Source organism: Magnetospirillum gryphiswaldense MSR-1 v2 (assembly GCF_000513295.1).
GTDB classification, from domain to species: Bacteria; Pseudomonadota; Alphaproteobacteria; order Rhodospirillales; family Magnetospirillaceae; genus Magnetospirillum; species Magnetospirillum gryphiswaldense.
Genome location: NC_023065.1, coordinates 2,669,977 through 2,693,576 on the forward strand (window position 1 = coordinate 2,669,977; position 23,600 = coordinate 2,693,576).

Genomic DNA, 23,600 nt, shown 5'->3' on the forward strand with positions numbered 1-23,600 from the left:
GTCCCGCTAGGATGGTGACGAGGAATGGTCCCGGCTGCCTCGGGCGTGATCGTCTCGCCGCGTCAGCAGCACCTTCTCCACCTCGACAAAGACGAAGATCAGGGCGCCGGCTGCCAGAATGCGCCCCCAGGCGGCCCAACCGAGGCCCGCGGACTCGAACACGGCCTGCATCGGTGGAGCATAGGTGTAAAGCATCTGCCACGCCGTCACCACCGCGATGGCGATCAGCGCGGGACGGCTGACAGACAGGCCGTGGCGCGAGAGGGCGGGGCCACGCAGCCGCCGGACATTCAGCAGATAGAACACTTCCCCCACCACCAGCATGTTGACCGCGACGGTGCGGGCCGTCGCCAGGTCGGCGCCCTCGGCACGCTCCCAGAGGTACAGCCCCATGACGGCTACGAGGAGCAGCACGGAGACCAGAATGACGCGCCAGATCAGGAAACCGGACAGCAAGGGCTCGGACGGGGGACGGGGAGGCCTGCGCATGACGTCGCCCTCGGCCGGCTCGAAGGCCAGCGCCAGCGCCAGGGTGACTGCGGTGATCATGTTCACCCACAGAATCTGCTTGGCGGTGATGGGCAGGGCGATGCCGGCCAGGATGGCGGCGATCATGACCAACGCCTCACCGCCATTGGTGGGAAGAATGAAGATGATGGCCTTGCGGATGTTGTCGTAGACGGTGCGGCCCTCTTCGACCGCCCGGGTGATGGAGGCGAAGTTGTCGTCGGCCAGCACGATCTCGGCCGCCTCCTTGGCCACCTCGGTGCCTTTTCGGCCCATGGCCACCCCGACGTCGGCCTGCTTCAGCGCCGGAGCATCATTGACGCCGTCGCCGGTCATCGCCACGACATTGCCCGCTCGCTGCAGCGCCTGCACCAGGCGCAGCTTGTGCTCCGGCGCGGTGCGGGCGAAGACGGTGGTGCTGGCGGCGACACCGCCCAGGGTCTCGTCATCCATCCCGTCCAGCGCGGATCCCACCGTCACCGTCGCCTCGCCCAGCCCCATCTGCCGACCGATCGCGGCGGCGGTTCCGGGATGATCGCCGGTGATCATCTTGACCGCGATGCCGGCGGCCCGGCAGTGCCGCACGGCCATCACCGCTTCGTCGCGCGGCGGATCGATCAGGCCCACAAGCCCGAGCAGCGTGAAGCCGCCCTCGACGTCGCCGAAGGACAGCTCGCGCTGTTGCGGATCGACGGCACGCAAGCAGACGGCGAGCAGCCGCTCGCCCGCCACCACCCTGGCCTCCGCGATCGCATGCCAATGGGGCAGGTCCAGCACCTCGTCCTCGCCGGCCCGGCGCTGGCGGTTGCACATGGAGAGCACGGCCTCGGGCGCGCCCTTGACCAGGATGAAGGCGTGGCCCCGGTGGTCATGGTGCAGCGAGGCCATGAAGCGATGTTCCGGCTCGAAGGGGATGGCGTCGTGGCGGGGAAACCGCTCCCGCTCGAGGGTGGCGTCGAGGCCAGCCTTGCCGGCCAGGACCAACAGCGCGCCCTCCATGGGGTCGCCAACCACCTGCCATTCGCCGTCGGCCTCCGTCAGTTCGGACTCGTTGCACAGGGCGACCGCGCGGGCGATCTCGACTAGATCCGGTGCGGCCGGGTCGACTGTGGCGCCATCTTGGCAAAATGCCCCGACCGGGGCATAGCCCTCTCCCCCGACATGCATCAGGCTGCCCGTCGTGGCCACGCTGCGGACCGTCATTTCGTTGCGCGTCAGCGTTCCCGTCTTGTCGGAGCAGATCACCGTCACTGCTCCCAGCGTCTCCACCGCCGGCAGGCGGCGGACGATGGCGTTGCGCGCCGCCATCCGTCGCACGCCGATGGCCAGGGTGATGGTGACGATGGCGGGCAGGCCCTCGGGGATCGCAGCGACCGCAAGGCCGACGGCGGCCAGGAACATTTCGTCGGCCGAGAAGCCATGAACGAGAATGCCGAAGGTGAACGTGCCAGCCGCCAGCACCAGGATGGCGCCAGTCAACTGGCGGCCGAACGCTGCCATCTTTCGTAGCAGCGGCGTCGTCAGTCTGGGCACCTCGGCCAACAATGTGCTGATGCGACCGATTTCCGTGGCGGAGCCGGCTGCCACCACCACCCCCGCAGCCAGACCCGCGACGACATTGGTGCCCGAATAGGCCATGCACGCGCGCTCCGCCAGGGGAGTGTCTGCCGCTGCCGGGTGGCTGGACTTTTCGGACGGCAGCGATTCACCGGTCAGCACCGCTTCCTGGACGCGCAGGCCCTTGGCGTGAATGAGGCGCAAATCGGCCGACACCTTGTCGCCGGAGTGCAGCAGTACAACGTCGCCAACCACCAGATCCGCGGCCGGAATTTCGCGTCGGTGGCCGTCCCGCATCACCATCGCCGACGGTGTCAGCATATGCCGGATGGCGTCGAGCGCCCGTTCGGCCTTGCCCTCCTGGAGAAAGCCGATCACCGCGTTGAGGGCAACCACCGCGAAGATCACCACCGCGTCCACCGCATGGCCGAGCAGTGCGGTTCCCAGCCCCGAGGCCAGCAGTACGTAAATGAGGACGTTGTGGAACTGTGCCAGCATCATCATCGCCGGGCCGCGCCGTCGTGGCGCGGGCAGACGGTTGGCGCCGTGGGCACGCAGCCGTCGTTCCGCTTCCTGCTGTGAAAGGCCGTCGCGGCACGAGCCCACGGCGGCGAGCGCCTCATCCGCCGTCAGGGAATGCCACCAAGGCCCAACTTCTGCCATCGTCATCACCGGTCATATTGGAATAGTGCAATCGAAGCGCTCGACAGCCACGGCGAGCAAGGCGGCGGGGGCAAGGCCGTACTCCAGTCGGACGCTTCGGCGACTGCCGCCTACTTTGGCTCGCGCAGATGGGTTGCTCCCTCGGCGATGATCAGCACGTAGGTCGCGCCGAATATCGCCAGTACGGTATTTCCCCCCAATGCCCGGTGAGATCGGGCGGTTAATCGGTCACGCCGGTTCTCCCAAGGTTTCGGAGACCATGACCGCGCGGTTGCGCCCGGTCTGTTTGGCACGGTAAAGTGCCTCATCGGCCTTGCGGAGCGCCTCGTCCAGGGACTCGCTTCCTGCGATGGCACCGATGCTCACGGTAATGGACAAGGCCTTCCCGTTTCGACTTAGCTCGGCCTTTTCGATGCTCGCTCGTATGCGTTCGGCGGCGATGGCGGCGCCCTCGTGGTTTGTCTCCGGCATGAAAACCGCGAACTCCTCGCCACCCAGACGGCCAAACACATCAACCTGGCGCAGACACCCCTGCACGACGGAGGTAAACATGCGCAGCACCTCGTCCCCAGCCTCATGACCATGCCGGTCGTTGACCCGCTTGAAGTGATCGATGTCGATCATCATGACCGTCAAGGGATGGTCAAATCTTCTTGCGGCTTCCACCAGCGCCGCACCGCGCTCCAGACACGCGCGCCTGTTTAGGATGCCGGTCAGGGAATCGGTGTTCGCCAACGCTTCCAGCTGCCGTTCAAAGCCACTCCGTTCGACCGCATAGCGGCCAAATACCTCGAACCACACGCAAATGACGAGGCCGGAAACGCTGGACAACCAGGCAGATGGAACGATTGGAACGTTGGGGTGCCAAAGAACGTTGTCCGCAGCATTCACCAGATTGGCGCCGCAGAGGGCGAAAAGAGTCGTCGCTCCGGCCAGCATGACCAGCAACCGGCCCTCCCTGGCGCGGCAGCGGATGGTGAAAGCGAGCAATCGCACGGCAACTACCAGGGCAGCCAATGCCGTCAGACCGGCCAGCATCCCGTACAAATACTCGGTCACTGACATTGTGCCCCCAATCAAAACGCCTCTTCCCAGTGACGCGATAGTCGCATGGCACAATTGATCAGGCCAACCATCGAATAGGTCTGGGGGAAGTTGCCCCACAATTCACCGCTGCGCGGGTCGATGTCCTCGGACAGCAGGCCAAGGGGGTTGCGCCGCAGCAGCACCGTCTCGAACAAGTTCCGTGCCTCCTGCCGGCGCTCCAGCGCCGCCAGGGCGTCAATGTACCAGAAGACGCAGATGATGAAGGCGGTCTTGGGCTTGCCGAAATCGTCCTCGCCGGCATAGCGCAGCAGGAAATCGCCAATCCGAAGCGTTCGGGCCACTGCCTCCACGGTGGCGGCAAAGCGCGGGTCGCCCGCATCCAGGAAGTCGACCTCGTGCAGCAGCAATAGCGTCGCGTCCATGTCCCGGCCGCCGAAACTGGACACGAAGCTGCCCAACTCGGCATTCCACGCACGCTCGCAGATGATGGAATGCAGGCGGTCGGCCTCGCGCCGCCAAAAGGTGGCGCGATCACCCTGACCGATGTGGCGGGCGATCTTGGCCAGGCGGTCGCAGGCGGCCCAGCACATCACCGCCGAGAAGGTGTGGACCGAGGCGATGGTGCGCAGTTCCCACGGCCCTGCGTCGGGCTTGTCGAACACGGCAATCGCGCGATTGCCCAGGCGCTCCAACTGTTCGAACAAGGTGGCGTTGCCGGGATGGGTCAGGCGCTGGTCGAAGAAGGCGTGGGTGGAGGCCAGGACGACACTGCCGTAGACATCGTTCTGGACCTGGATGTGGGCCTGGTTGCCAATGCGGACCGGGCCGAAGCCGCGATAGCCGGATAGGTGGGGAACGATGCTCTCGTCGATCGAGGTGTCGCGGGTGATGCCATACACGGGGCGCAATTCGCCCTCGGTCGCCTCTTCGACGATGTCGTTGATGTAGCGCAGGTAATCTTCCATGGTCCGGGTGACGCCCAGGCGGTTGAGGGCGTGGATGACGAAGTAGGCATCGCGCAGCCAGCAGAAGCGGTAATCCCAGTTGCGCTCCGTCTCCGGTGCCTCGGGCACCGAGGTGGTCAAAGCGGCGACGATGGCGCCGGTCTCCTCGAAGTTGCACAGCTTCAAGGTGATCGCCGCCCGGATCACCGCTTCCTGCCACTCGAACGGAATCGACAGCGACCGCACCCAACTGCGCCAGTGGTCCAGGGTGCGCTCGAACAGGTCGCGGGCCGTCGATTCAATGCCGGCCTGAAGGCTTTCGTCGCTTCCCAGCAGCATGTCGATAGGGCGGTCGAGGACGAACGGACGCTCCTCGACGATATAGGACACGGGCGCGTTGGTGGTCAGGCGCAACGTCTGCGCCGGCGAGACGAAGCGAACGTGGTTGCTGCCGCGGGTAATCTCGGGCTTCAGACGGCCATTGTCGAAGCGGGGGCGCACGCTCACCCTGATGCGGGGGCGCCCCTTGACCGGCCGGATCCGGCGAACGATCATCGGCGGGCGATAGATCCGCTCGTAAAGGGCGAAGCGCGGTGCGAAGTCGGTGATTTCGACCACTCCGCCATGGTGATCATACAGGGTCGTCTGCAGAATCGCCGAATTGGCCAGGTAGGCTTGGTCGGAATGAAGCTGATCGACCAGTTCCAGCGAGAATTGCCCATCGCCCGCTGCCTCGCCGGCCGCGCCGCCGTTCAACAGCGCCGAGAAGGCGGCGTCGCCGTCAAGTCTGGGGAAACACCCCCAGACGACGGTTCCCTTGGGATCGATCAGGGCGGCGATGTTGCAATTGCCGATGGCACCGAGGTCAAGCGTGTTCATTGCCGGATATGCCTCTCATTGATCGTTCCAGGCTGGCGAGCCAGTGCCGGAGCCAATCCGGGGATTGAAAGCGGAACCGTGCGGCGGTTCCCGGGCCTTCGCCCACATGGATGGATAGTCCGCCGGCTCGATTGACTGCGTCGAACCCGCTTTCATCCGTTATGTCGTCGCCGACGAAGACCGGGCGCCGGCCGGCATAGGGGGGGCAGCACATGAAGCGGTCGATGGCCTCGCCCTTGGTTGCGCCGACGGGAATGATCTCGATTACGGACTTTCCCTCCAGCAACTGGAACTGCGGGCCGGCCTCGCGGATCACCGCATTCGCCAATCCAACGACCTCCGCCTCCCGCTCCAGGCAATCGCGGAAATGCAGAGCCACTGAACGGGCCTTGGCCTCCACCCGAACCCCAGGAAGCTGCCCGGCGCCAGCCGAGACGGCCGCTACCAGCCCTTGGGGCACGGCCTCAACCATGGCGAAGAGGTTGCCACCCTGCCGCCATTCGGCGCCATGGCACCCAGCGGCGTCGCGATCCCCGGGGAACAGCCGGTCGATTCCGGCAAGGTCGCGCCCGCTGACCAGCGCGAGGGCACCTGAGGTTCGCGCGGTCAGAGCATCCAGCACCTCGGGCAGAGACGGCGGAACGACGACATCGTCCGGCGTCGGAGCGATATCGAGCAGGGTACCGTCGATATCCAGGAACAACGCCCAGTCGGCCGGATTGCTCAGTTGCCGTGCGACGTCATCCATGTCGTTTGGCGCCGATGGATGTGGCCGACTTGCCTGAAACCACCGCGATCTGCCGCTCGATGTGTTGCCGCTTGCGCATGCGGGCGGCGTCGAGGAGCATTCGCCCGGCCCAAAAGTAGATGTTGTTTTCCCCCACCATCTCACGCATCAGCCGCATCCGCTCGCGCCGCTGGTCGAGCGGCATGGACAGTCCGGCGTGGATAGCGTCGCCCATGGCGCGGATGTCGTAGGGATTGACGATCAGGGCTTCCAGCAATTCCCGCGAGGCGCCGGCGAAGGTGGACAGCACCAGGACCCCGTCCTCGTCGTCACGAGCGGCGACGAATTCCTTGGCGACTAGGTTCATGCCGTCGTGAAGACTGGAGACCAGGCAGAGGTCGGCGGCGCGGAACAGGGTGAAGACCGCCTCCGGCTCATGATGCTTGGGCACAAGGATGATGGGCGCCCAATCGTCAGTGCCGAAGCGGGCGTTGACAGCCTCGGCGACAGCTTCCGCCTCGGTCTGGGTGTCACGGTAGACCGCGAGCTGGCTGCGGGTGGGAGCGGCGACCTGGAGCATGGTGAGGCGGCCGATACATTCCGGATGGACCTCGAGCAAGCTCTCCACCGCGCGGAAGCGGTCGGCGATGCCCTTGGTGTAGTCGAAGCGCTCGACACCCACGGCAAGCAAGGCGTCGGCGGCAAGGCCGTATTTCAGTCTCACGCTCTTGCGGCATTCGTCCACTGGCGCCTGGGCGGCCAGGGCCGCCGGGGGCCACTCGATGGAGATGGGATAGGGGCGCACCAAGGTGGTGTTGTCGCCCGCCCGGACGGTGCTGTGTTCACGGTCGATCTGGCATTCGAGGAAGCGGTCGACCGTCTCCAGGAAATTCAGGCAGTGGAACTGGGTGTGGAAACCCAGGATGGAACTTCCCAGCAACCCGGACAGGATCTCTTCCTTCCACGGGCAGATGCTGAACACCTCGGCATTGGGCCAGGGAATGTGCCAGAAGGTGATGATGGTGGCCTCGGGCAGTTTCTCGCGGACCATGCGGGGAAGCAGGGCGAAGTGGTAATCCTGCACCAGGACTACCGGATTTCGCGTCCTCGCCTCCGCCACCAGGGCATTGGCGAATTTTTGGTTGACCGCCACGTACTGCTCCCAGTCCGAGGCGCGGAAGGTCGGGCGCACGAAGGCGATGTGGCACAGCGGCCACAGCCCCTCGTTGGCGAGGCCGTAGTAGTAGCCTTCCTGTTCCTCGTCCGACAGCCAGAGCCGGCGCAGGGTGTAGGCGGGCGCCTCGGGGGGCACCGCCAGGCGGTCGTCGCCATCCACCGTCATGCGATCCGCCGAGCCGCTGCCATGAGCGATCCAGGTGCCGCCGCAGGCCCGCATGATCGGTTCCAATGCGGTGACGAGGCCGCTGGCCGGCCGCTGCAGGGCGACCTGCCCGTCTTCGAGATTGTGGATGTAGGGCTCGCGGTTCGAGACCACCAGCACCTCGGCGTCGGGCAACTCGTTGCGCAGCAGGTTGCGCAAGGATTCGGGGCCCCAGTCAACGCGGATCGCTTCGGTGAGGGCGCGCGGAACGTCGAGATCGCGCAACATCTTGCGCATCTCGCGAACCAGCGGCGCAACCTCAATGGCCATCCCCGAGTCTTCGCCCTCGCCGCCGCCCTGGGCGGAGAGCCCCTTGCGCGCCGCCCGAAGCCAACTCCGCAGGGTGAGGCGGGCAACAATCGCCGTGACGGTCGCCGCCGCCAGTCCCAGCAGCGCGAGGAAGCCGGCAAGATAATACTCCGCGCTGGAACTGCGCCGCTCAATGAAACTGAGGTCGTGGAGGATGACCAACCGGCCCAAATTGACGCCATCGACGGAAAGCGCGAAAGACGCAGCCAATACCGCCCCTTCCGCCAATCTTTCGACCAGGAAAGCCGTTCCGGATACCGGGGCCATCGGACATCCAAGGTCCTTGGGCCAAGCCGCAGAGCGATTGTTCAACCGGTTGTCCGGCGTACACAGACCAAGGGCCAGCAGGCGTTCGTCCTGGGCGATACGCTTGAACAACTCATCGACCCTGCGGCCGGCCTTGCGGTCGGTCTGTGCCATTACCAGGCTGGTAACGGTGTCCTCGATTGAATGGAAGACCAACTGGGAACGCATTTCCACGTCGGCCCGGAACCACCGCTCAATCAAGGTCCCGACCAACGGGGCCGCAGCCCAGGCAATGCCACCCAGAACCAGCAACAGCGGCAAAATGAACCGGAACGCCATTCGCATGCGAGTATCCTTCGGTTATGCGACAGCGCGTGCCGCGATCAGTGCGATCGCCTCTGCCCGCAAGGCAGCCAATCTCTCGGCCCAACCGCGGACGGCATCAATTTCTGCAGACGTGCACTGCAGCAGCGTCGCCACGCGGTCCATGCCTTGCCAAAGTCGGGAGTCCTCGACCTCCCAACTCAGGCGGGCCAGTTCCAGCATGACGATCATTTTATCACGCGCCGTCGGAAATGACCCGACGGCAAGTTCAGCATCATCCCAGCCAATGCATGTGCGCGGCGGCAGGCCCATCTCGGCCAGCCATTCCTGCCAAAGGGCCCATTGAACCAATCCGGTATCTTCAGGTGGCGCGATGTTGGCGGCCAAGGCGAGAAAGGCATCCTTCTGAGCTTCGTCCAATGCCGCCAGGAACATGCCACCCCCCAATGCATCACCAATTCCGATATCACCTATCTAAAAGATTTATTATGGCGAGATCATGGCAGGGGCTCACTGGGGCAGGCCTCGGCAGGAGCGCGGCGGTCGCGTAATTTTGCTGTCCGCGACTGGGCTGCGGCGCATGACTCCCACGCTTTCGCTTCTTGGGGCCGCATCGGTGGCTGTGGCGGTGGTATTCGTTCTCGTCCGGAGAAGGTAGTTGGCCTGACTGCGCAGTTGTCATCCTGGATGCCCGGCAGCAAAATCAAAAAGGGCCGTATAGAGTTGTTCCGGGAGCTGCTGCTGGGGCTGTTCTTTAGGGTCGTGGGGACGTCCATCGACCTGCCGTTCGTGGAGGTGTTGTTCAGCGGCACGAACCTGACCGTATATTTCGAGCATTTTTCGGGCGCCAACCTCACCTGCAAGTGCTTGATATTACAGCAGAGAAGGTTCGCCCACGGCCTCTTCCCCTCCGCCACCCCACCCGAAGGATGCTTGGGTCGAACCTTCTCCAGAGGGGCGGGCAAGACGTTGGCCTCCCCCGCCGACTTGGTCACAACAATCTCTGCATGCGCCCGAACAAGCGGTTGACGGATTTGGCGCGCGCCGACGCCGTGATGAAGGGGAGGTGCTGCCAGTGTGTTGTGTTGCATGCACTGACAACGGAACTCGGCTGGACGGGCTCACCAGATAACACTATACTTTTGGCCAGTTCGGCTCGTGGGCATGGGGCCGCGGGAGTATGCCTACCATTGCCGGTGTAGGGTGGCTGCTTATGCGCTCAGTGCCTCTTTCCGACATCATGACCCGGGCTGTGGTCACCATCGTCCCGGACAGTCCGGTCGCCGCCGCGCTGGCGATCATGGGCGAACGGCGGATCAGTTGCCTGGTGGTTGCCGAGGGCCGCAGGCCGATCGGCATCCTGACCGAGCGCGACTTGGTGCGGCGCTATGGGGGCGTCGCCCTGGCCGACGGCGAACAGGAGGTGCGGTCGATCATGACGCCCTCGCCGGTGACGGTGCCGCCCGACATCGACCAGTTCGCCGCGTTCAAGATGATGAAGACGGGGCGGTTCCGCCATCTGGTGGTGGTCGATGACGGCGGCGACCTCCTGGGAATCGTCACCGAAACCGATTTCGTCCACCATCTTGGAGTGGACTTCTACCTGCGGCCGAAGGACGTGTTGTCGGTCATGGCCCCGGCGGTGACGGTGGACTCCGACTGCCCGCTGGCCGACGCCATCGCCCGGCTGGCCCGGCGCGACACTTTCTGCGTCATCGTCACCCAGGACGGCAAGGCCGCCGGCATTCTCACTGAACGCGACATCGTCCGCCTGCTGTGCCTGCCCCAGGGCGATGGCTCGGCCCCGACGGCCAGCCAGGTGATGAGCGCGCCGCTGCGCAGCATTCCGGCCGAGGCCAGCCTGCTGGAGGCGGCCGCGACCCTGCGCCAGGCCAAGCTGCGCCATCTGGTGGTGCTTGATGACGACGGGCAAGCGATCGGCGTGGTCGGCGAACACGAGATCGTCAAGGGGCTGGAAAGCGGGTACGTCGTCCACCTGGAACGCATCATCGCCGAGAGGAATGCCGCGCTGGCCGCCCTCGCCGAGGCCAACGCCGCTCTGCATGCCTCGGCGCGCGAGGCTCGCTTCGCCATGCTCGTCACCGAGCGCATGGCCGACGCCACCGTCTGGATTTCACCCGATGGCCGCCATCTCTATTCCAACCGGGCCTGGAGCGAGCTGTCGGGCTTCAGCGCCGAGGAGACACGGAAGAAATTCGTCTGGGATTTCACCCCCAACTTCCTGCGCGAGGACTGGCTTGCCCACTGGCAGGCCCTGCGCAGCCAGGGAACGCTGGCCTTCGAGGCGGTCCTGATAAACAGGGATGGCGCCTCGATTCCCTGCGAGGTGGTCGCCAACCACATCGTCTTTGAGGGCGAGGAATACAACGTCGGCATCATCCGCGACCTGCGTGACCGCAGGATTCTGGAACAGGAGTTGCGCGCCCGCGTGGACGATCTGCGCCTGGCGCAGCAGGTGGCCAGGATCGGCAGTTGGCGCCTGAATGCGGAGACCGGGCAGTTGTCCTGGTCCGATGAGACCCACCGGATGTTCGGTGTCGCGCCGGGCACGCCGCTGACCTACGAGCTGTTTCTGGCTTCCGTGCATCCCGACGACCGCGCCATGATCGATCAAGCCTGGAACAACGCGCAGGCCGGTGCGCCCTACGATATCGTCCACCGCATCGTCACCGGCGGCGACGTCCGCTGGGTGCACGAGCAGGCAAGCCTGGAATTCGACGGGGATGGGCGCCTGCTGGGCGGCATCGGCACCGTCCAGGACGTCACCGACCAGCGGCTGCTCCTCGATGCGCGCCACGCCAGCGAAGAGCGCCTACGCCTGGTCCTCGAAGTCACCGCCGACGGCATCTGGGACTGGGACCTGGTGGCCGACCGGGCCGAGTTGAATGACCGCTACTATGAGTTGCTCGGATATGCTCGCGGCGAGTTCGAACCCGGCCGGGCTTCGCTGCCGCGCCTGTTTCATCCCGATGACCTTCCCGGAATCCTGGATACTCTCGCTGCGAACATCGACGGCAGTGTGTCCAGTTACGACAACGAAGTCCGGATGGTGACCAAGGCCGGCGAGGTCAAATGGGTCCATGTCCGCGGCCGGATCGTGGAGCGCGACGCGACGGGCCGGGGGACCCGCATGGTCGGTTCCGTTACCGACATCACTGCCCGCAAGGTGCTGGAGCGCGGCATGCGCGAGCGCGAGGCGTTCTACCGCGCCGCCATCGAAACCACCGCCGACGGCTTCTGGCTGTGCGACCTCGACGGACGCATCCTCGAGGTCAATTCCGCCTACGCCGAAATGTCGGGCTACACGGTCGATGAACTGTGTCGGATGAGCATTGCCGACCTGGACGCCGAGGAGACCGCATCCGACGTCCGTACCCAATTGGCGACGATCATCGCCGGCGGCGGTGCGGTCTTCGAGCGCCGCCACCGGCGCAAGGACGGCTCGTTGTGGGACGTCGAAGTGTGCACCCTGTTTTCGGACATCGAGGACGGCCGCTGCTTCGCCTTCCTGCGCGACCTGGCCATCCGCCGCCGCGCCGAGGCGCTGCTGAAGGCACGGCTGCGCCTGTCCGATATCGGACGCGGCGGCAACATCGACGCACTGATGACCGAGGTGCTGGACACCGCCGAGCGCCTGACCGCCAGCGCCATCGGGTTCTTCCACTTCGTCGATGACGACCAAAGCGGCCTGACCCTGCAAGCGTGGTCCACCAACACCCTGGCCAACATATGCAGGGCCGAGGCCAAGGGCCAGCATTACGCGGTGACCGAGGCCGGCATCTGGGCCGACTGCCTGCGCCAGGGCCGAGCGATCATCTGCAACGACTACGCCGCGCTGCCAACCAAGCACTGCCTGCCCGACGGTCACGCACCGGTCACCCGCCTGCTGTCGGTGCCGGTGCCCGGCGAAACGGGCTTTCAGGCCGTCATCGGAGTCGGCAACAAGTCGGCGGACTATGACGCCGACGACCTTGCCATCGTCGCCGAGCTGGCCGGCATCGCCATGGACGTCGTCAACTGGGTGCGGGCGGAGGGGCGCCTAAGGGAGAGCGAGTTCTTCCTGCGCGAGACCCAGCGGGTGGGCAAGCTGGGCGGCTGGAAAGCCAATCCCGAGACCGGCATGCTGATGTGGACCGACGAGGTCTACGCCATGGTCGAGGAGCCGCTGCCGTCCAGGCCCGAACTTGCCGCCGGCATCGACTACTACCTGCCACAATACCGGGAGCCGTTGCGCCAGACCCTCCGACGGGCGTTCGACAGGCGGGAGCCGTTTCAGATGGAACTGGAACTACTCTCCCGCACCGGACGACATCGTTGGGTGGAACTGCGGGGCGCCCCCAACGCCACCGAGAGCAAGCCCGACTACCTGGTCGGCACCATCCTCGACATCAGCGAGCGCAAGGAGGCGGAAGCGCGGCTGCTGCGCACCATCGACGAACTCACCCGCTCCAACAGCGAACTGGAACGCTTCGCCTACGTCGCCTCGCACGATTTACAGGAGCCGCTGCGCAACGTGGTCGCCTTCTGCCAGTTGCTCGAGCGCCAGATGCAAGGGCGCATCGAGGCCGAGGAACGCGAAACGCTGGAGATCATCGTCGGTGGCGCCCGGCGCATGCGCGACCTGGTCCACGACCTGCTGGAATATTCCTGTGCCGGCCACTTCGAGGCTGAACGCGAGTTGGTCAAGCTGCCCGACCTGGTCGCCGTGGCCACGGCCAACCTGCAGAGCGCCATCGCCGAATCGGGCGCGGAGGTGGAGTGCGACGCCGACGTGGAAATGTCGGTCGTGGAACTGCCGATGATGCAGGTATTCCAGAACCTGATCTCCAACGCCATCAAGTTTCGCGACCCCCTGCGGCCCCTGCGGGTGCGCATCCACGGCGAACGGGTGGTGGGCGGCATCCAGGTGTCCGTGATCGACAACGGCATCGGCATCGAACCATCCTATCTCGACCAGGTGTTCGTGATCTTCAAGCGCCTGCACCGCCCCAGCGACATTCCCGGTACCGGCCTCGGCCTTGCCATCTGCCGCCGCATCGTCGAGAACCACGGCGGTCGAATCTGGGCCGCATCCGAGGGGGCGAGAAAGGGAACTACAATCCATTTTGTTCTGCCTGCGGATGGCAGTGCCGTATGACCTGTTATCGGTCTGATTTGTATACATGAACCCGGATGTGCCGGCCTTTGCTCGAAGATGGAAAGCGGAGCCAGAGTGGTCAAAGCCAGCCCGGCAAATGGCCGACATGTCCAACCCGTTGGAAACGTAGGAAAGAAGGTTTGCCCTCAGCCTCGCCCCCTCCGCCATTACTTTAAAAGAATAGATTCTCTGACGCATAGAGCCTTGGGCGAAAGCCCAAGGCTCTGCGGCGTTTTCATTATGTAGCTGTTGACCTTGATCGCCTCAATTCGGCCCGATTTTCAACATTTTATCTTCTCTTTCTCCCGTTTTCTCCCGCGGCTGTTGACTGCGCCAGAAAGGTACGGGGTTTGAAAAGGGCTAAATTTCAATTGGATGCACGACAGAAAACTGTTTACCATTCCGCTGTTTTTATTGGCGCGGGCTGGAGTCTGGGGGCGGATTTGGTGGTCAACAGCTTTTCGTCCTGGCTGATGTGGAAGCCGTCATTTATGTCGTGCCCTGATGTGGAGGCCGTCATTGATGCCTAGCCCCTCGTCATCCACGGCATTCAGGTGTGAGCAGAAGGAGACAGGACCGCCTTGTGTGACTGCTTAGCCGGTCGATAGCCACCATTCCACCGGAATGACCGCTACGGTACTGTTGTGTCAGGAGATACGGGTCTCTGTGAAAGGCAGCAGATGCCTTTCAGTAACGTGTGTATCGTTTTAATGTGCAATTCTCCATTTACTGTCGCAGGCATCATCGCATATCTGATGTTACCCAACAGACCTTCGGAACATAACCTATTGGGGGAAATGAACAGGTGGGTCTGCTGCGAAGAATATTGGTATACCGGTGGGAGAGAATCTTCGTTGTTTTCTCTGCCTGCGCTGCTGCAGCCTTCTTCGCCATTGCGTTTGGACTAAGGATTCCTGGGCCACCGTTTCGCGTCGGCATAAACCCATGGCTCGGCTACGAACCCCTTCTTATCGCCCGAGATACCTTGGCGCTTGATCCCAAAATAGTCCGGGTCGTGGATATGTCTTCGACCACAGAAACTATCCGTGCGCTCCAAAATGGGATCCTCGATGCGGCCGCGCTTACCCTTGACGAGGTACTGCTGCTTCAGCATTCCGGAACCAACATCCGCATTCTGCTGGTCGCGGACATATCAAACGGCGCTGATGCCGTGGTCTTCAATCCCAAGGCCACAGATGTAATAGGCATCAAAGGTGCAAGGATAGCGTTCGAGGGCAAGGCATTGGGCGCCTACATGGCAGCACGCATGCTGGAAAAGATGTCCCTGGCCCCGAGTGACGTGCAATTGATCGAAGCGCCGATTGACCGACAAGAACGGCTCTATGTCAGCGGCGAGGTTGACGGGGTGATCACCTTTGACCCTATCCGCACTAAGCTTCTCACGTTAGGCGCCCGGCAAATTTTTTCCTCAAGGGATATTCCCAACGAAATCCTCGATGTTGTGGTGGTCAGGGATCAGGCCCTGCAAACCGATCCGGCAGCCATCAAGCATCTACGTGATGCATGGGAGTTTGGTCGGAAAAAGCTGGTCACCCTAGATCCCGCTATGACTGTCGGCGTTACGAAGCGTACCGGCCTTTCGGAATCGGAGCTTAGAACGGCCCTAAAAGATATTGCATTTCCCAATGTCAAAGAGTCTGAGGCGCTAATCCTGGGAGCCGATCAACGGCTGGCCGAGACTTCACTAAAGCTCTGGCAAATCATGCAAAGCTATGGGATTGCCCCCTCTGGAGCGCCCACCCCAAAGATTTCAGGGGAGGTGCGCCGATGAACGTTCGTGCGGTTCTGTCCCGTCTCCCCGTAGCCGCTCAGGTAATTGTTGCGCTGTTCATACTGGGGCTGGGCAGCCACGCCGCGGTGTTTGGAATGTCGGTGTGGGATGCTCTCCGACGCGCACAGCACGAAGCAATTATCGATCTTCGAGGACAACTTCATCTTGCTCAAGGGCTGGCGGGCCACCTCGTGGATGAAAATCACCGGGATGAGCTCGCTGTCTTGCTCAAATCTCTGGCCATATTGGCCCATGACGATGTTGCGCTGCTGGTAAACGATGAAGGCCACGTAGTGGAAAATTCTGACGCTGAGCTTTCCCGACATTTGCTCGACACGCCTTGGTTCCGCCGCCTTACCCTGTCAGAAGTTAATTCTGTTACGGTTAAATCGTGGACAGATGATCACGTTTATGGCGTGGCGCCAATTTGTAAAGTCGTACCGGGCACCATCTCGGAGCGTAAATGTGTGTATCTGCTAGTTGAACATGGAACTGCGTGGCGCTTATCCGCCGCTACGTTTGCCGAACTTAAACGCAGTGCGGCAGTGCTCGGAATAAATGTTCTCTTTTCTCTCCTCTGCTGGTGGATCATCAATGAGGCCGTGGCAAAGCCCAGCCAGAGGATTATTAAATCGATTTTACGCTTCCGTGGCGGTGATCGGACGGCACGCTGCACCTTAGCCGGTTCTGATGAGTTAGCAGGAATTTCGTTGGCAATTGATAAGGCCTTTGAGACCATTACAGATCAACAGCAGGACCTCCAGCTTCTTGAAACCGCCGTTAGCCAAAGTCCGGCGGCAATTGTCCTCATTGACGCTGAAGGTATTGTTCAGTTTCGGAATAGGGCCCATCAGCGCATCCACGGACCGGATGAGTCAGCCATAACCGCATTGCTTCAAGACGGAAGGCTCCGATCCGAGGCATGGTCGGGGGAGTTTTTTGACGAGAAGGCGAGTCGATGGTTGAGAGCGGTGGTCTCCCCTATCGAGGACGACGCAGGGCAAATCACTCACAACCTAATCATCACCGAGGACATTACCGACCAGAAAGGGTATGAAGCAGCACTCTTCCGAAAGGAGACCGTGGACGATTTGACGGGGCTCCCGAACCGTGACTTCGGGCGCGAGCGACTTCGTCAGGTCCTTGGTGGCGGCACCATGACGGCAGTTATCTATCTCGACATCGACGGGCTGACACGAGTCAACGAGACATTTGGCTACGAGTGTGGCAACGAAGTAATTAAAGCCGTTGCACAGCGTCTTCAGGAACTGTTTCCTCCGCCCGCCATGGTCTGTCGCCAGGCTGGAGACGAGTTCCTCCTCGTCCTTCCTGGCCTGGGTATCGCTAGTGAGGCAGAAATTCAAGCGGCCCGAGCTTTGCGCGAATGCAGTGCACTATACTCCGTGGCAGGGTCAATGATTACGTTGACCCTTCGGGCTGGTGTGGCGGTGTTCCCACGCGATGGCAGCGATGCGGCAAGTCTTATCGATGACGCCTATTCTGCTGCAATTAGGGCGCGTGAAACCGGCGGCGGCACCTATCGCCTGTTTAATCGGACTCTCGACGAACAGGTCAAACGCCAATTCGAACTTGATAACGACCTGCGCCAAGCGGTGGCACGTGATGAACTGCGCCTGTTCGCTCAGGCGTATGTCACTCCGGCCGATGGGATTGTGCGCGGAGCGGAAGCTTTGGTGCGCTGGGAGCGAGATGGCGCACTCGTCTCGCCGGGAGAATTCATCCCTCTCGCCGAGCGCAACGGAGCCATTGTCCCGATCAGCGAGTGGATCGTCGAAAATGCTGCGAAAGCATCGTCTGCAATGTCGGATCACCTCGGCTTTCCGGTGCCCATCTCAGTGAACATCAGTGCCGTGGAATTCCGCAGCACGGGCCTGCTATCGCGTCTTGAAGGCATTCGGGAACTCTATCCCCTGGCGGCCATTGAAATCGAGGTCACCGAGGGGGTATTTGCCGGGGATATGAAGACCGCTGGAGCCTATCTTAAGACCATTGATGAAATGGGCTTCCCGCTGGCAATCGACGATTTCGGCACCGGATATTCATCACTCAGCTATCTTCGGGACTTTCCCTTCTCAAAGCTTAAGATCGATCGAAGTTTTATAGTTGATATGGTTGAACGCCCCCGCCACCGCGATATTGTCGCGGCAACTGTGGCTTTGGCCCATCACTTGGGGCTCGTTGTTACTGCCGAGGGGGTTGAAGACCAAGCCCAAAATGACCTGCTCAAAGCCATGGGGGTCGATTACATCCAAGGGTATTTATTCCACAAACCGGCTCCGATAGAGCTGTTTGAGGACCTGATTAGGCGGAAACGTTACGAAGGCCAATCCTGAATGTCAACGCCATCTAAACACCTGATAATTTCGGAAGAGACGCGCCTGATTCTAGACGAAATTCAGGCATTGCGGAAAGAGGTAGCCGCTCTTCGCGAGGAGAGTCATGGCGTGGTGCTCGATATTCGCGACATGGTGGCTGAGATCCATGCCATGGAAAAGGTTGAAAAGGCTGTTGAGGCCGGACTTGCCCAGGTCGAAGAGAGTCTGGAGCAAGCCATGGGAGAAAGTCAGCCATCAATGATAACGTGCGAAGCTTGCGGGTCTGACGTTGAGCGGCATGAGGCGGAGAGCGAGTTCCTGCTGATTTGCAAGGCTTGCGGCCACACAGCCTTTGCCAATCGGCGTGTAACTCCCGACCGACGGCTACTCGCCGATCGCCGGAAACAGGGGCAGTCCATCGGCGAAGAAATGCCAGAGATTGAACCGGCGGCTCCACCTGACTGGACGCAACATTAACACCCGACGGCTGTTAGCGACAGGAATGGGTCAGCTACAGCCGATTGGCTCCAGTACGGCAGCCGACAGCAGTGACCCATTTGTCCGATGATAACGCGCAACTCTCGCCGCTTAAATATAATGTTTAGCTGAGGTAGCCTCGGGGCATAAGATGTGGGCTGAGCAACAACCATGAATAGCGATCTGTATTGTCTTATTTATACCAGCAGCGCCTGGAACGATATGCAGGCAGAGGACATCCGCGCGCTCGCAAGTCGATCATCTGCCAATAATAAGTCAAAAAATATTAGTGGTGTATTGCTGTATCATGACCGAACATTTTTCCAAATTTTGGAAGGTCCAGAGAGTAATGTTCTTGCTCTTTATGACTTAATTCAAAGAGATAGGCGGCATTATGGGGCGTTTGCACTCTATGACGGGGTGATACAGCGTAGAAATTTTTCCAATTGGGGAATGGCCGTGACGGACATCAGCGCCTTTGCACAAGATGACGCAGATCTATTCCGCTCACTCGTTGATGCTGGACCGCAACTTGGAACGCAATCGGCAATGACCTCTCGGATTGAGCGTCTTATTTCGTCATTCAGAAAGGCTGTCGGCGCGGAAGATGAGTGAATCTGGGTTACTCTGGCGACAGCCAAAAGACCCCGGCGCTGCATCTGACTGCCCCCCTGACCGTCATTCACGGAGAGGGGCCTCTGCCCCCTCCTGCCTTTTATGAGCCGCCTACCTCAAGAAAACTACCCGGTGTCAAGCCACGCGCATGGGGGTGCAGCGCGAGATGAAATCGGGGAGAATCGTCATCCCAGGATTGCATCTATTTCGTCGCCGCCCACATTATTGCTGGGTCGCCATCGTCCTTGTTGCAAAGCTCGGTGATGATGGCCGATGAGATTCGGGGCGGAGTCTCGCCATTGATGCTCAGAAGTCCCTTCTTCACCAGCCGCATACCCGACGCGGCACATATCCGGCGTGGAACACCTCTGGCGGTCACCACCGGCACGCCGTTCACGGTCGATACCTCCAATGGCCCACCAAACATATGGGTAGCAGGTACTTCTCCCTGAGCAGCCAATATGATCTGCTCTACAAACTTCGTAGTCTCATTCGGGTCATAGTCGCCGTCGGCTTTACGGCTGCTCCATCCAAGGTATATCCCTAGCAGAACCAACAGAACGGCTGTGACGCCGGCTCCCACGATGATCGGGTTGCCAGTGACCTGGCCCGCCAGTCTGGGTTGAGCGCGGTGGCCGTGATCCACTACGACATTAACGGACCTTTTTTCTGGATCCATATGGGTATCGCGTGGTAGCCGCCGCTCTTTGGCAACCTGAAGAACCTTGACGCAACCTCTCACTGCGGAGCGCATGGCTTCGGGCGAGTGATGGGAGGGTATTGAGGCAACTATATCACGAACTTTCTGGGAAAGTTCGTTGCGCAGATCTTTTGACGATGTTCTTCGCAGCATCATCGCAAGGGCAAGAAGCGAAAGTTCTTCTAATTTTACGGGCGAGTTTACCGACGGCAACTTCCGTATAATTTCCTGGAAGACGGCGTCTGTTTCTTCCGGGGAAAGCCGTTTCTCCATAGGCACATCCCATCCAGCAAGGGTTGCCCTCCGATGATATGATATCCAAGGTCTATTAAGGATGCGTTATGCCACCTTTTGACAAGCAAGACTGCTCGCCCTCCGGACAATGAACGGTGCATGCAGGTCAGGTAGCGGCCGGTTAGCCCGGATGCGTTCGTAACAGGGGAGCCACTTCCGGCCCTGGCTCGTCAATTTATCCAGTGGCGAGGGGCAGGCATGCCAGCTTGGTAGTCACCCGCGCCAGCAAGGGCAGTTCCAGGCGGTTGACCAGGCTCTCCACCCAGATCAGGGCATTATCGCAATCTGTTAAATCCGCACGTCCGGCAGCGATCCACTCTTCCATGGCGCTTACGTCCCCCTCTCGAGTAAGGCGGGCGAGTTCACCCCAATCAAATTTCGTCTCGCCGGTAGCGACTTTTATGACCAGATGCCACAGTGTTTCCAGTATCGCTTCCGAAGATCCCGGCTTCAGCAGTGTAGCGTCGAAGCGCATGTCTGTCGGAAGATTTTCGGGCGGACGAGGCGCGGCAGAGGACAGAAGGACCACCGGCACCCCAGGCTGCAGGGCGCGCGCCTCGCGCAATACCGACCAGCCATCCGTCTCTGGCATCATCTGGTCGGTCACCACGAGGTGCCACTCGCCTGTCCGAAGCTGTGTGAGCGCAGCGTTTCCACCGGATGCCGTTTCGACGGAAAATCCGGCGTCCTCGCAAATTTCGCGCAGTTGGTCGAGATACCCTGCATCGTCGTCGACCAGCAGGATATGCGGGGAATTGGAGGGGGGCGGTCCGGCGTGCAGCTGACTTGGTACGACAGGTGGAGACGGTCCGATAACGGGAAGGCGCAGGGAAAAGACAAACTGGCTACCCTGGCCGGGCGTGCTCTGGGCGCTGATTTCGCCGCCCATCTGACGAACGAGTTCCCGGCAGATGGGCAGTCCGAGTCCGAATCCTCTTTCGCATCCCTCTTCCTGGCCGCGGATGAACGGCTCAAAAATGCTTTGCAGCGTTTCAACTGGAATTCCCTCGCCATCGTCTTCCACCATGAAATTCAGCACGGCCTCGTCGGCGTCTGCCAGGGCCTGGCAGGTGAGGCTGAGCGTGCCGTTGTGGGTATGGCGGTTGGCGTTGGCAAGCAGGTTGTCCAGTACCTGGCGAAGGCGTTCACCGTCGGCTTTGATGTCGATGGCAAGGTCGCCTTGGAAATGGCAATTCAAGTGGTTGTTCCGCTCTTCGACGACGATGCGTGTGCTTTGCGCGATTTCCTCCAGCCACGGTCGCAGCGCCAGCTGGCCGGGGGATATACGCAACTGGCCGGCCTCGGCGCGCGCCTCATCGAGCAGTTCGTCGATTTGCCGCAGCAGCCGCAGGGTACTGCTTTCGATGCCCCGTGTGCCTTCTGCTAGGCTGAGCTTTGCCGAGTTGCGGCCGAGCATTCGGCTGTACCCGAGAATCGTGTTTAGCGGCGAGCGCAACTCGTGGCTGACGCGCGCGAAGAAGGCCGATTTTGCGGCCTGCACCCGTTCCGCAACCAGTAACCGCTCGCGGAGTTGCCGGGTTCTCTCCACTAGGCCGACGAGTATCAATGGGGCAGCCAATAGGAAAAAGTGGGTGCTGAACGCCATTGCACCCACGAAGGGCAGCCAGCCGAGATTTGCCATCTGGCGGGCGGTTTCAGTCGCCAGGGCAAGAAAGAAAGCCAGCAGGAAAATCCGGGCGTTGGCATACCCGCACCGCCAGCACTCGATGGTAAACGCGATGGTGGCAAGGTTGTGCGCTACCACGGCCAAAGACATGATGCGCACGCCCTCGCCGTACTGGAATGGTGCGATCAGTGCGCCAATGACGGCAGCCCAGCGCAGAACGGTCAACAGACGGTTGGCGCGTGGCATGCTGCCCGGAAGATTCAGTGCATGGCTTACCACTTTTGACAGGCTGAAGAACGCCAGCAAGGCCAACGGTGCTAGGGTGAAGGGCGGTAGCGGCCGGTCAGCGAACCAAAGATAGGTACTGAGGAAGTTCTGCCGACTGGCCTCCAGGCCGGCCAAGCCAAACAGCATCAGCCCGAGCCAGAGGTATTGGGTCTCACGCAGTCGTAGGAAGGCCAGCAGCGCAAGCAGACTGCACACAACGAAGCCGGACAAGAGCGCAGAGAGCTTCATCAGGTCGATGCTGTCGGCGAATCGATAGGCCGTCGGCTCCCAAAGGAACGTTTCCATGTTGGTGGCACCGCGTGCATCTACGCGCAGTAACACCTCGTGCTCCGCACCGGGCATGAGAGCCAGTGGAAACACCGGATCGACCGCGATGATCGGCTTTTCGTCGCGGGCGATACCTCGCCCAGAGTGAAGCACAAGCCAGTCGTTGCCCGTACGCTCATAATAATCGACGCGCAAGGACTTGGCCGTGCCAGCGACCAGCCAACGCGTCGCAGGCATCGAGCCAGCGTAGTGCAGCCTGACATGCAGCCAGAACACGCCGGCACTAAAAGTGGTGATCAGATCTCGCCGGCTTGCAGGCCGGAACTCATCCAGCCGGGCTAGCGCATCGTCAAGCATGAAGCTTTGCGTGGGATCAGGCAACAGGCTCAGGTGCGCGGACAGATCGATCAGCACAGCGTCGGCGGGGATGGATGCTGCGGGGGGCTGGGGAGCCTTGTCCGCCCAAGCCGGCCCGCTGACGGCCAGCAGCAACAGCAGGGGCAGGAACCACATCAGCCAGTGCCGCAGTCTGACTATCAAGATTCGCTATCCCCGGCCGTCTCGTCGCCCGCGCGTCGGCGAAAATCGCGTGGCGAGCATTCGAATCGGTTTTTGAACGCGGTAGCGAAATTGGCCGACGACCCGTAGCCGCAATGGGCAGCGATATCGGCGACGGCCGCATCGGTCTGAATCAGCAACTGGCGCGCCAGCTTCAGGCGCTGTTCACGCAGCCAGCCGAACACCGTTAGCTGGAATGCCTCGTGAAACGCGTCGTACAGGCGCTTCTCGCTAGTGCCCAAATGACGAACCAACGTGTTCATCGATGGCGGGTTGCTCAAGTTCTCCAGCAGCAGGGTCGCGGCTGCGGTAACCAGAGCCGACTGGCCCGGCGTGCTACTGGCTGTGATGCTTGGCGCCGAGCCGAGACGGCGGGAAAGTTCCAGATGGATGCCGATCCTGGACAGCACTTCTTCCTCGCTCACGAAGGGCTTGATGATGTAATCCACCGCACCAAGCGAGAGGCCGTTCAGCCGGTCGGCCTTGTCTTCGGCTGCGGTGAGGAATATGACCGGAATCGCCTGCGTGCGGGTGTCGCCTTTCAGGCGTCGCAGCGTGGCAAAGCCGTCAAGACCTGGCATCCGCACGTCCAGCAGGATCAAGTCCGGCAACTTGATCTGCGCCTTGCGGTAGCCATCCATGCCGTCGAAACTCACCAGGGTGCGCCATTTGCGCGCGGCCAACATGTCGATCAGAACGCGCAGGTCCATGATTGAATCGTCGATCATCAGGATTGTGGGGGCGGCGGCGTGCCCCGGCGGCGGCGTCATGGCAAAACAGACGTCCTTGATAGCGACTGACGACAGGGTAAACGGTCTCACAAAAAAACGCAGCCGCCATACAAAAAAATTCTCTCCAGAACGTATGGCCCCGTCCGCAAGTAGTTTTCTCGATCAGCCAAAAG

The 23,600-nt window shown here is 61.6% G+C and carries 14 protein-coding genes; 5 read left to right on the forward strand and 9 right to left on the reverse strand.

Features of this window, described 5'->3' with window-relative positions; translation table 11 throughout:
- Nucleotides 1-6: 6 nt before the first annotated feature.
- The 6 genes from MGMSRV2_RS12650 to MGMSRV2_RS12675 all read right to left on the reverse strand — a co-directional run bounded on the left by MGMSRV2_RS12650 (nt 7) and on the right by MGMSRV2_RS12675 (nt 9,019).
- A complete protein-coding gene (locus MGMSRV2_RS12650) occupies nt 7-2,733 on the reverse strand; it encodes an HAD-IC family P-type ATPase (protein WP_041633609.1) in 2,727 nt (908 codons plus the stop codon).
- 222 nt (nt 2,734-2,955) lie between these two features.
- Nucleotides 2,956-3,792 (reverse strand): GGDEF domain-containing protein, encoded by an 837-nt coding sequence (locus MGMSRV2_RS12655; RefSeq protein ID WP_024080741.1) that lies wholly within the window; start codon nt 3,790-3,792, stop codon nt 2,956-2,958.
- Nucleotides 3,793-3,803: 11 nt separating this feature from the next.
- Complete coding sequence (locus MGMSRV2_RS12660; RefSeq protein WP_024080742.1) at nt 3,804-5,597, reverse strand: glycoside hydrolase family 15 protein; 1,794 nt, start codon at nt 5,595-5,597, stop codon at nt 3,804-3,806.
- Nucleotides 5,584-6,345 carry a trehalose-phosphatase gene (gene otsB / locus MGMSRV2_RS12665; RefSeq protein WP_024080743.1) on the reverse strand — a complete coding sequence of 254 codons (762 nt, stop codon included), beginning with the start codon at nt 6,343-6,345 and terminating at the stop codon, nt 5,584-5,586. The genes MGMSRV2_RS12660 and otsB overlap by 14 nt, the downstream gene beginning before the upstream one ends.
- Nucleotides 6,338-8,605, reverse strand: coding sequence for an alpha,alpha-trehalose-phosphate synthase (UDP-forming) (locus MGMSRV2_RS12670; RefSeq protein WP_024080744.1), 2,268 nt, complete (start codon nt 8,603-8,605; stop codon nt 6,338-6,340). The genes otsB and MGMSRV2_RS12670 overlap by 8 nt, the downstream gene beginning before the upstream one ends.
- Before the next feature lie 15 nt (nt 8,606-8,620).
- Entirely contained in the window at nt 8,621-9,019 is a 399-nt protein-coding gene (locus MGMSRV2_RS12675) for a hypothetical protein (RefSeq protein WP_024080745.1), read from the reverse strand.
- 805 nt (nt 9,020-9,824) lie between these two features.
- Here MGMSRV2_RS12675 and MGMSRV2_RS12685 point away from each other — a divergent pair.
- The 5 genes from MGMSRV2_RS12685 (at nt 9,825) to MGMSRV2_RS12705 (ending at nt 18,962) form a co-directional block, all read left to right on the forward strand.
- Nucleotides 9,825-13,742, forward strand: a complete 3,918-nt coding sequence (locus tag MGMSRV2_RS12685) for a PAS domain S-box protein (RefSeq protein ID WP_277911431.1) — start codon at nt 9,825-9,827, stop codon at nt 13,740-13,742.
- 805 nt (nt 13,743-14,547) lie between these two features.
- Nucleotides 14,548-15,534: an ABC transporter substrate-binding protein gene (locus MGMSRV2_RS12690; protein WP_158497762.1), complete on the forward strand. Its 987-nt coding sequence runs from the start codon at nt 14,548-14,550 to the stop codon at nt 15,532-15,534.
- Entirely contained in the window at nt 15,531-17,888 is a 2,358-nt protein-coding gene (locus MGMSRV2_RS12695) for a putative bifunctional diguanylate cyclase/phosphodiesterase (RefSeq protein ID WP_024080750.1), read from the forward strand. Before MGMSRV2_RS12690 ends, MGMSRV2_RS12695 begins: the two co-directional genes overlap by 4 nt.
- Nucleotides 17,889-18,347, forward strand: a complete 459-nt coding sequence (locus MGMSRV2_RS12700; RefSeq protein ID WP_024080752.1) for a hypothetical protein — start codon at nt 17,889-17,891, stop codon at nt 18,345-18,347.
- 171 nt (nt 18,348-18,518) lie between these two features.
- On the forward strand, nt 18,519-18,962 hold the full coding sequence (locus MGMSRV2_RS12705) for a BLUF domain-containing protein (protein ID WP_024080753.1): 444 nt from the start codon (nt 18,519-18,521) through the stop codon (nt 18,960-18,962).
- A gap of 202 nt (nt 18,963-19,164) precedes the next feature.
- Here the strand turns inward: MGMSRV2_RS12705 and MGMSRV2_RS21140 are convergent, their stop codons facing one another.
- The 3 genes from MGMSRV2_RS21140 to MGMSRV2_RS12720 form a co-directional block, all read right to left on the reverse strand.
- A complete protein-coding gene (locus MGMSRV2_RS21140) occupies nt 19,165-19,935 on the reverse strand; it encodes a hypothetical protein (RefSeq protein ID WP_041633612.1) in 771 nt (256 codons plus the stop codon).
- A gap of 196 nt (nt 19,936-20,131) precedes the next feature.
- On the reverse strand, nt 20,132-22,651 hold the full coding sequence (locus MGMSRV2_RS12715) for a hybrid sensor histidine kinase/response regulator (RefSeq protein ID WP_024080755.1): 2,520 nt from the start codon (nt 22,649-22,651) through the stop codon (nt 20,132-20,134).
- Between the two features lie 23 nt (nt 22,652-22,674).
- A complete protein-coding gene (locus tag MGMSRV2_RS12720; RefSeq protein ID WP_024080756.1) occupies nt 22,675-23,466 on the reverse strand; it encodes a response regulator transcription factor in 792 nt (263 codons plus the stop codon).
- Nucleotides 23,467-23,600 lie beyond the last annotated feature (134 nt).

Coding starts and splice junctions, on each gene's coding strand:
- MGMSRV2_RS12650 (WP_041633609.1), bottom strand. CDS start 2,733: ATGACGATGGCAGAAGTTGGGCCTTGGTGGCATTCCCTGACGGCGGAT.
- MGMSRV2_RS12655 (WP_024080741.1), bottom strand. CDS start 3,792: ATGTCAGTGACCGAGTATTTGTACGGGATGCTGGCCGGTCTGACGGCA.
- MGMSRV2_RS12660 (WP_024080742.1), bottom strand. CDS start 5,597: ATGAACACGCTTGACCTCGGTGCCATCGGCAATTGCAACATCGCCGCC.
- otsB (WP_024080743.1), bottom strand. CDS start 6,345: ATGGATGACGTCGCACGGCAACTGAGCAATCCGGCCGACTGGGCGTTG.
- MGMSRV2_RS12670 (WP_024080744.1), bottom strand. CDS start 8,605: ATGCGAATGGCGTTCCGGTTCATTTTGCCGCTGTTGCTGGTTCTGGGT.
- MGMSRV2_RS12675 (WP_024080745.1), bottom strand. CDS start 9,019: ATGTTCCTGGCGGCATTGGACGAAGCTCAGAAGGATGCCTTTCTCGCC.
- MGMSRV2_RS12685 (WP_277911431.1), top strand. CDS start 9,825: ATGACCCGGGCTGTGGTCACCATCGTCCCGGACAGTCCGGTCGCCGCC.
- MGMSRV2_RS12695 (WP_024080750.1), top strand. CDS start 15,531: ATGAACGTTCGTGCGGTTCTGTCCCGTCTCCCCGTAGCCGCTCAGGTA.
- MGMSRV2_RS12700 (WP_024080752.1), top strand. CDS start 17,889: ATGTCAACGCCATCTAAACACCTGATAATTTCGGAAGAGACGCGCCTG.
- MGMSRV2_RS12705 (WP_024080753.1), top strand. CDS start 18,519: ATGAATAGCGATCTGTATTGTCTTATTTATACCAGCAGCGCCTGGAAC.
- MGMSRV2_RS21140 (WP_041633612.1), bottom strand. CDS start 19,935: ATGGAGAAACGGCTTTCCCCGGAAGAAACAGACGCCGTCTTCCAGGAA.
- MGMSRV2_RS12715 (WP_024080755.1), bottom strand. CDS start 22,651: ATGTGGTTCCTGCCCCTGCTGTTGCTGCTGGCCGTCAGCGGGCCGGCT.
- MGMSRV2_RS12720 (WP_024080756.1), bottom strand. CDS start 23,466: ATGACGCCGCCGCCGGGGCACGCCGCCGCCCCCACAATCCTGATGATC.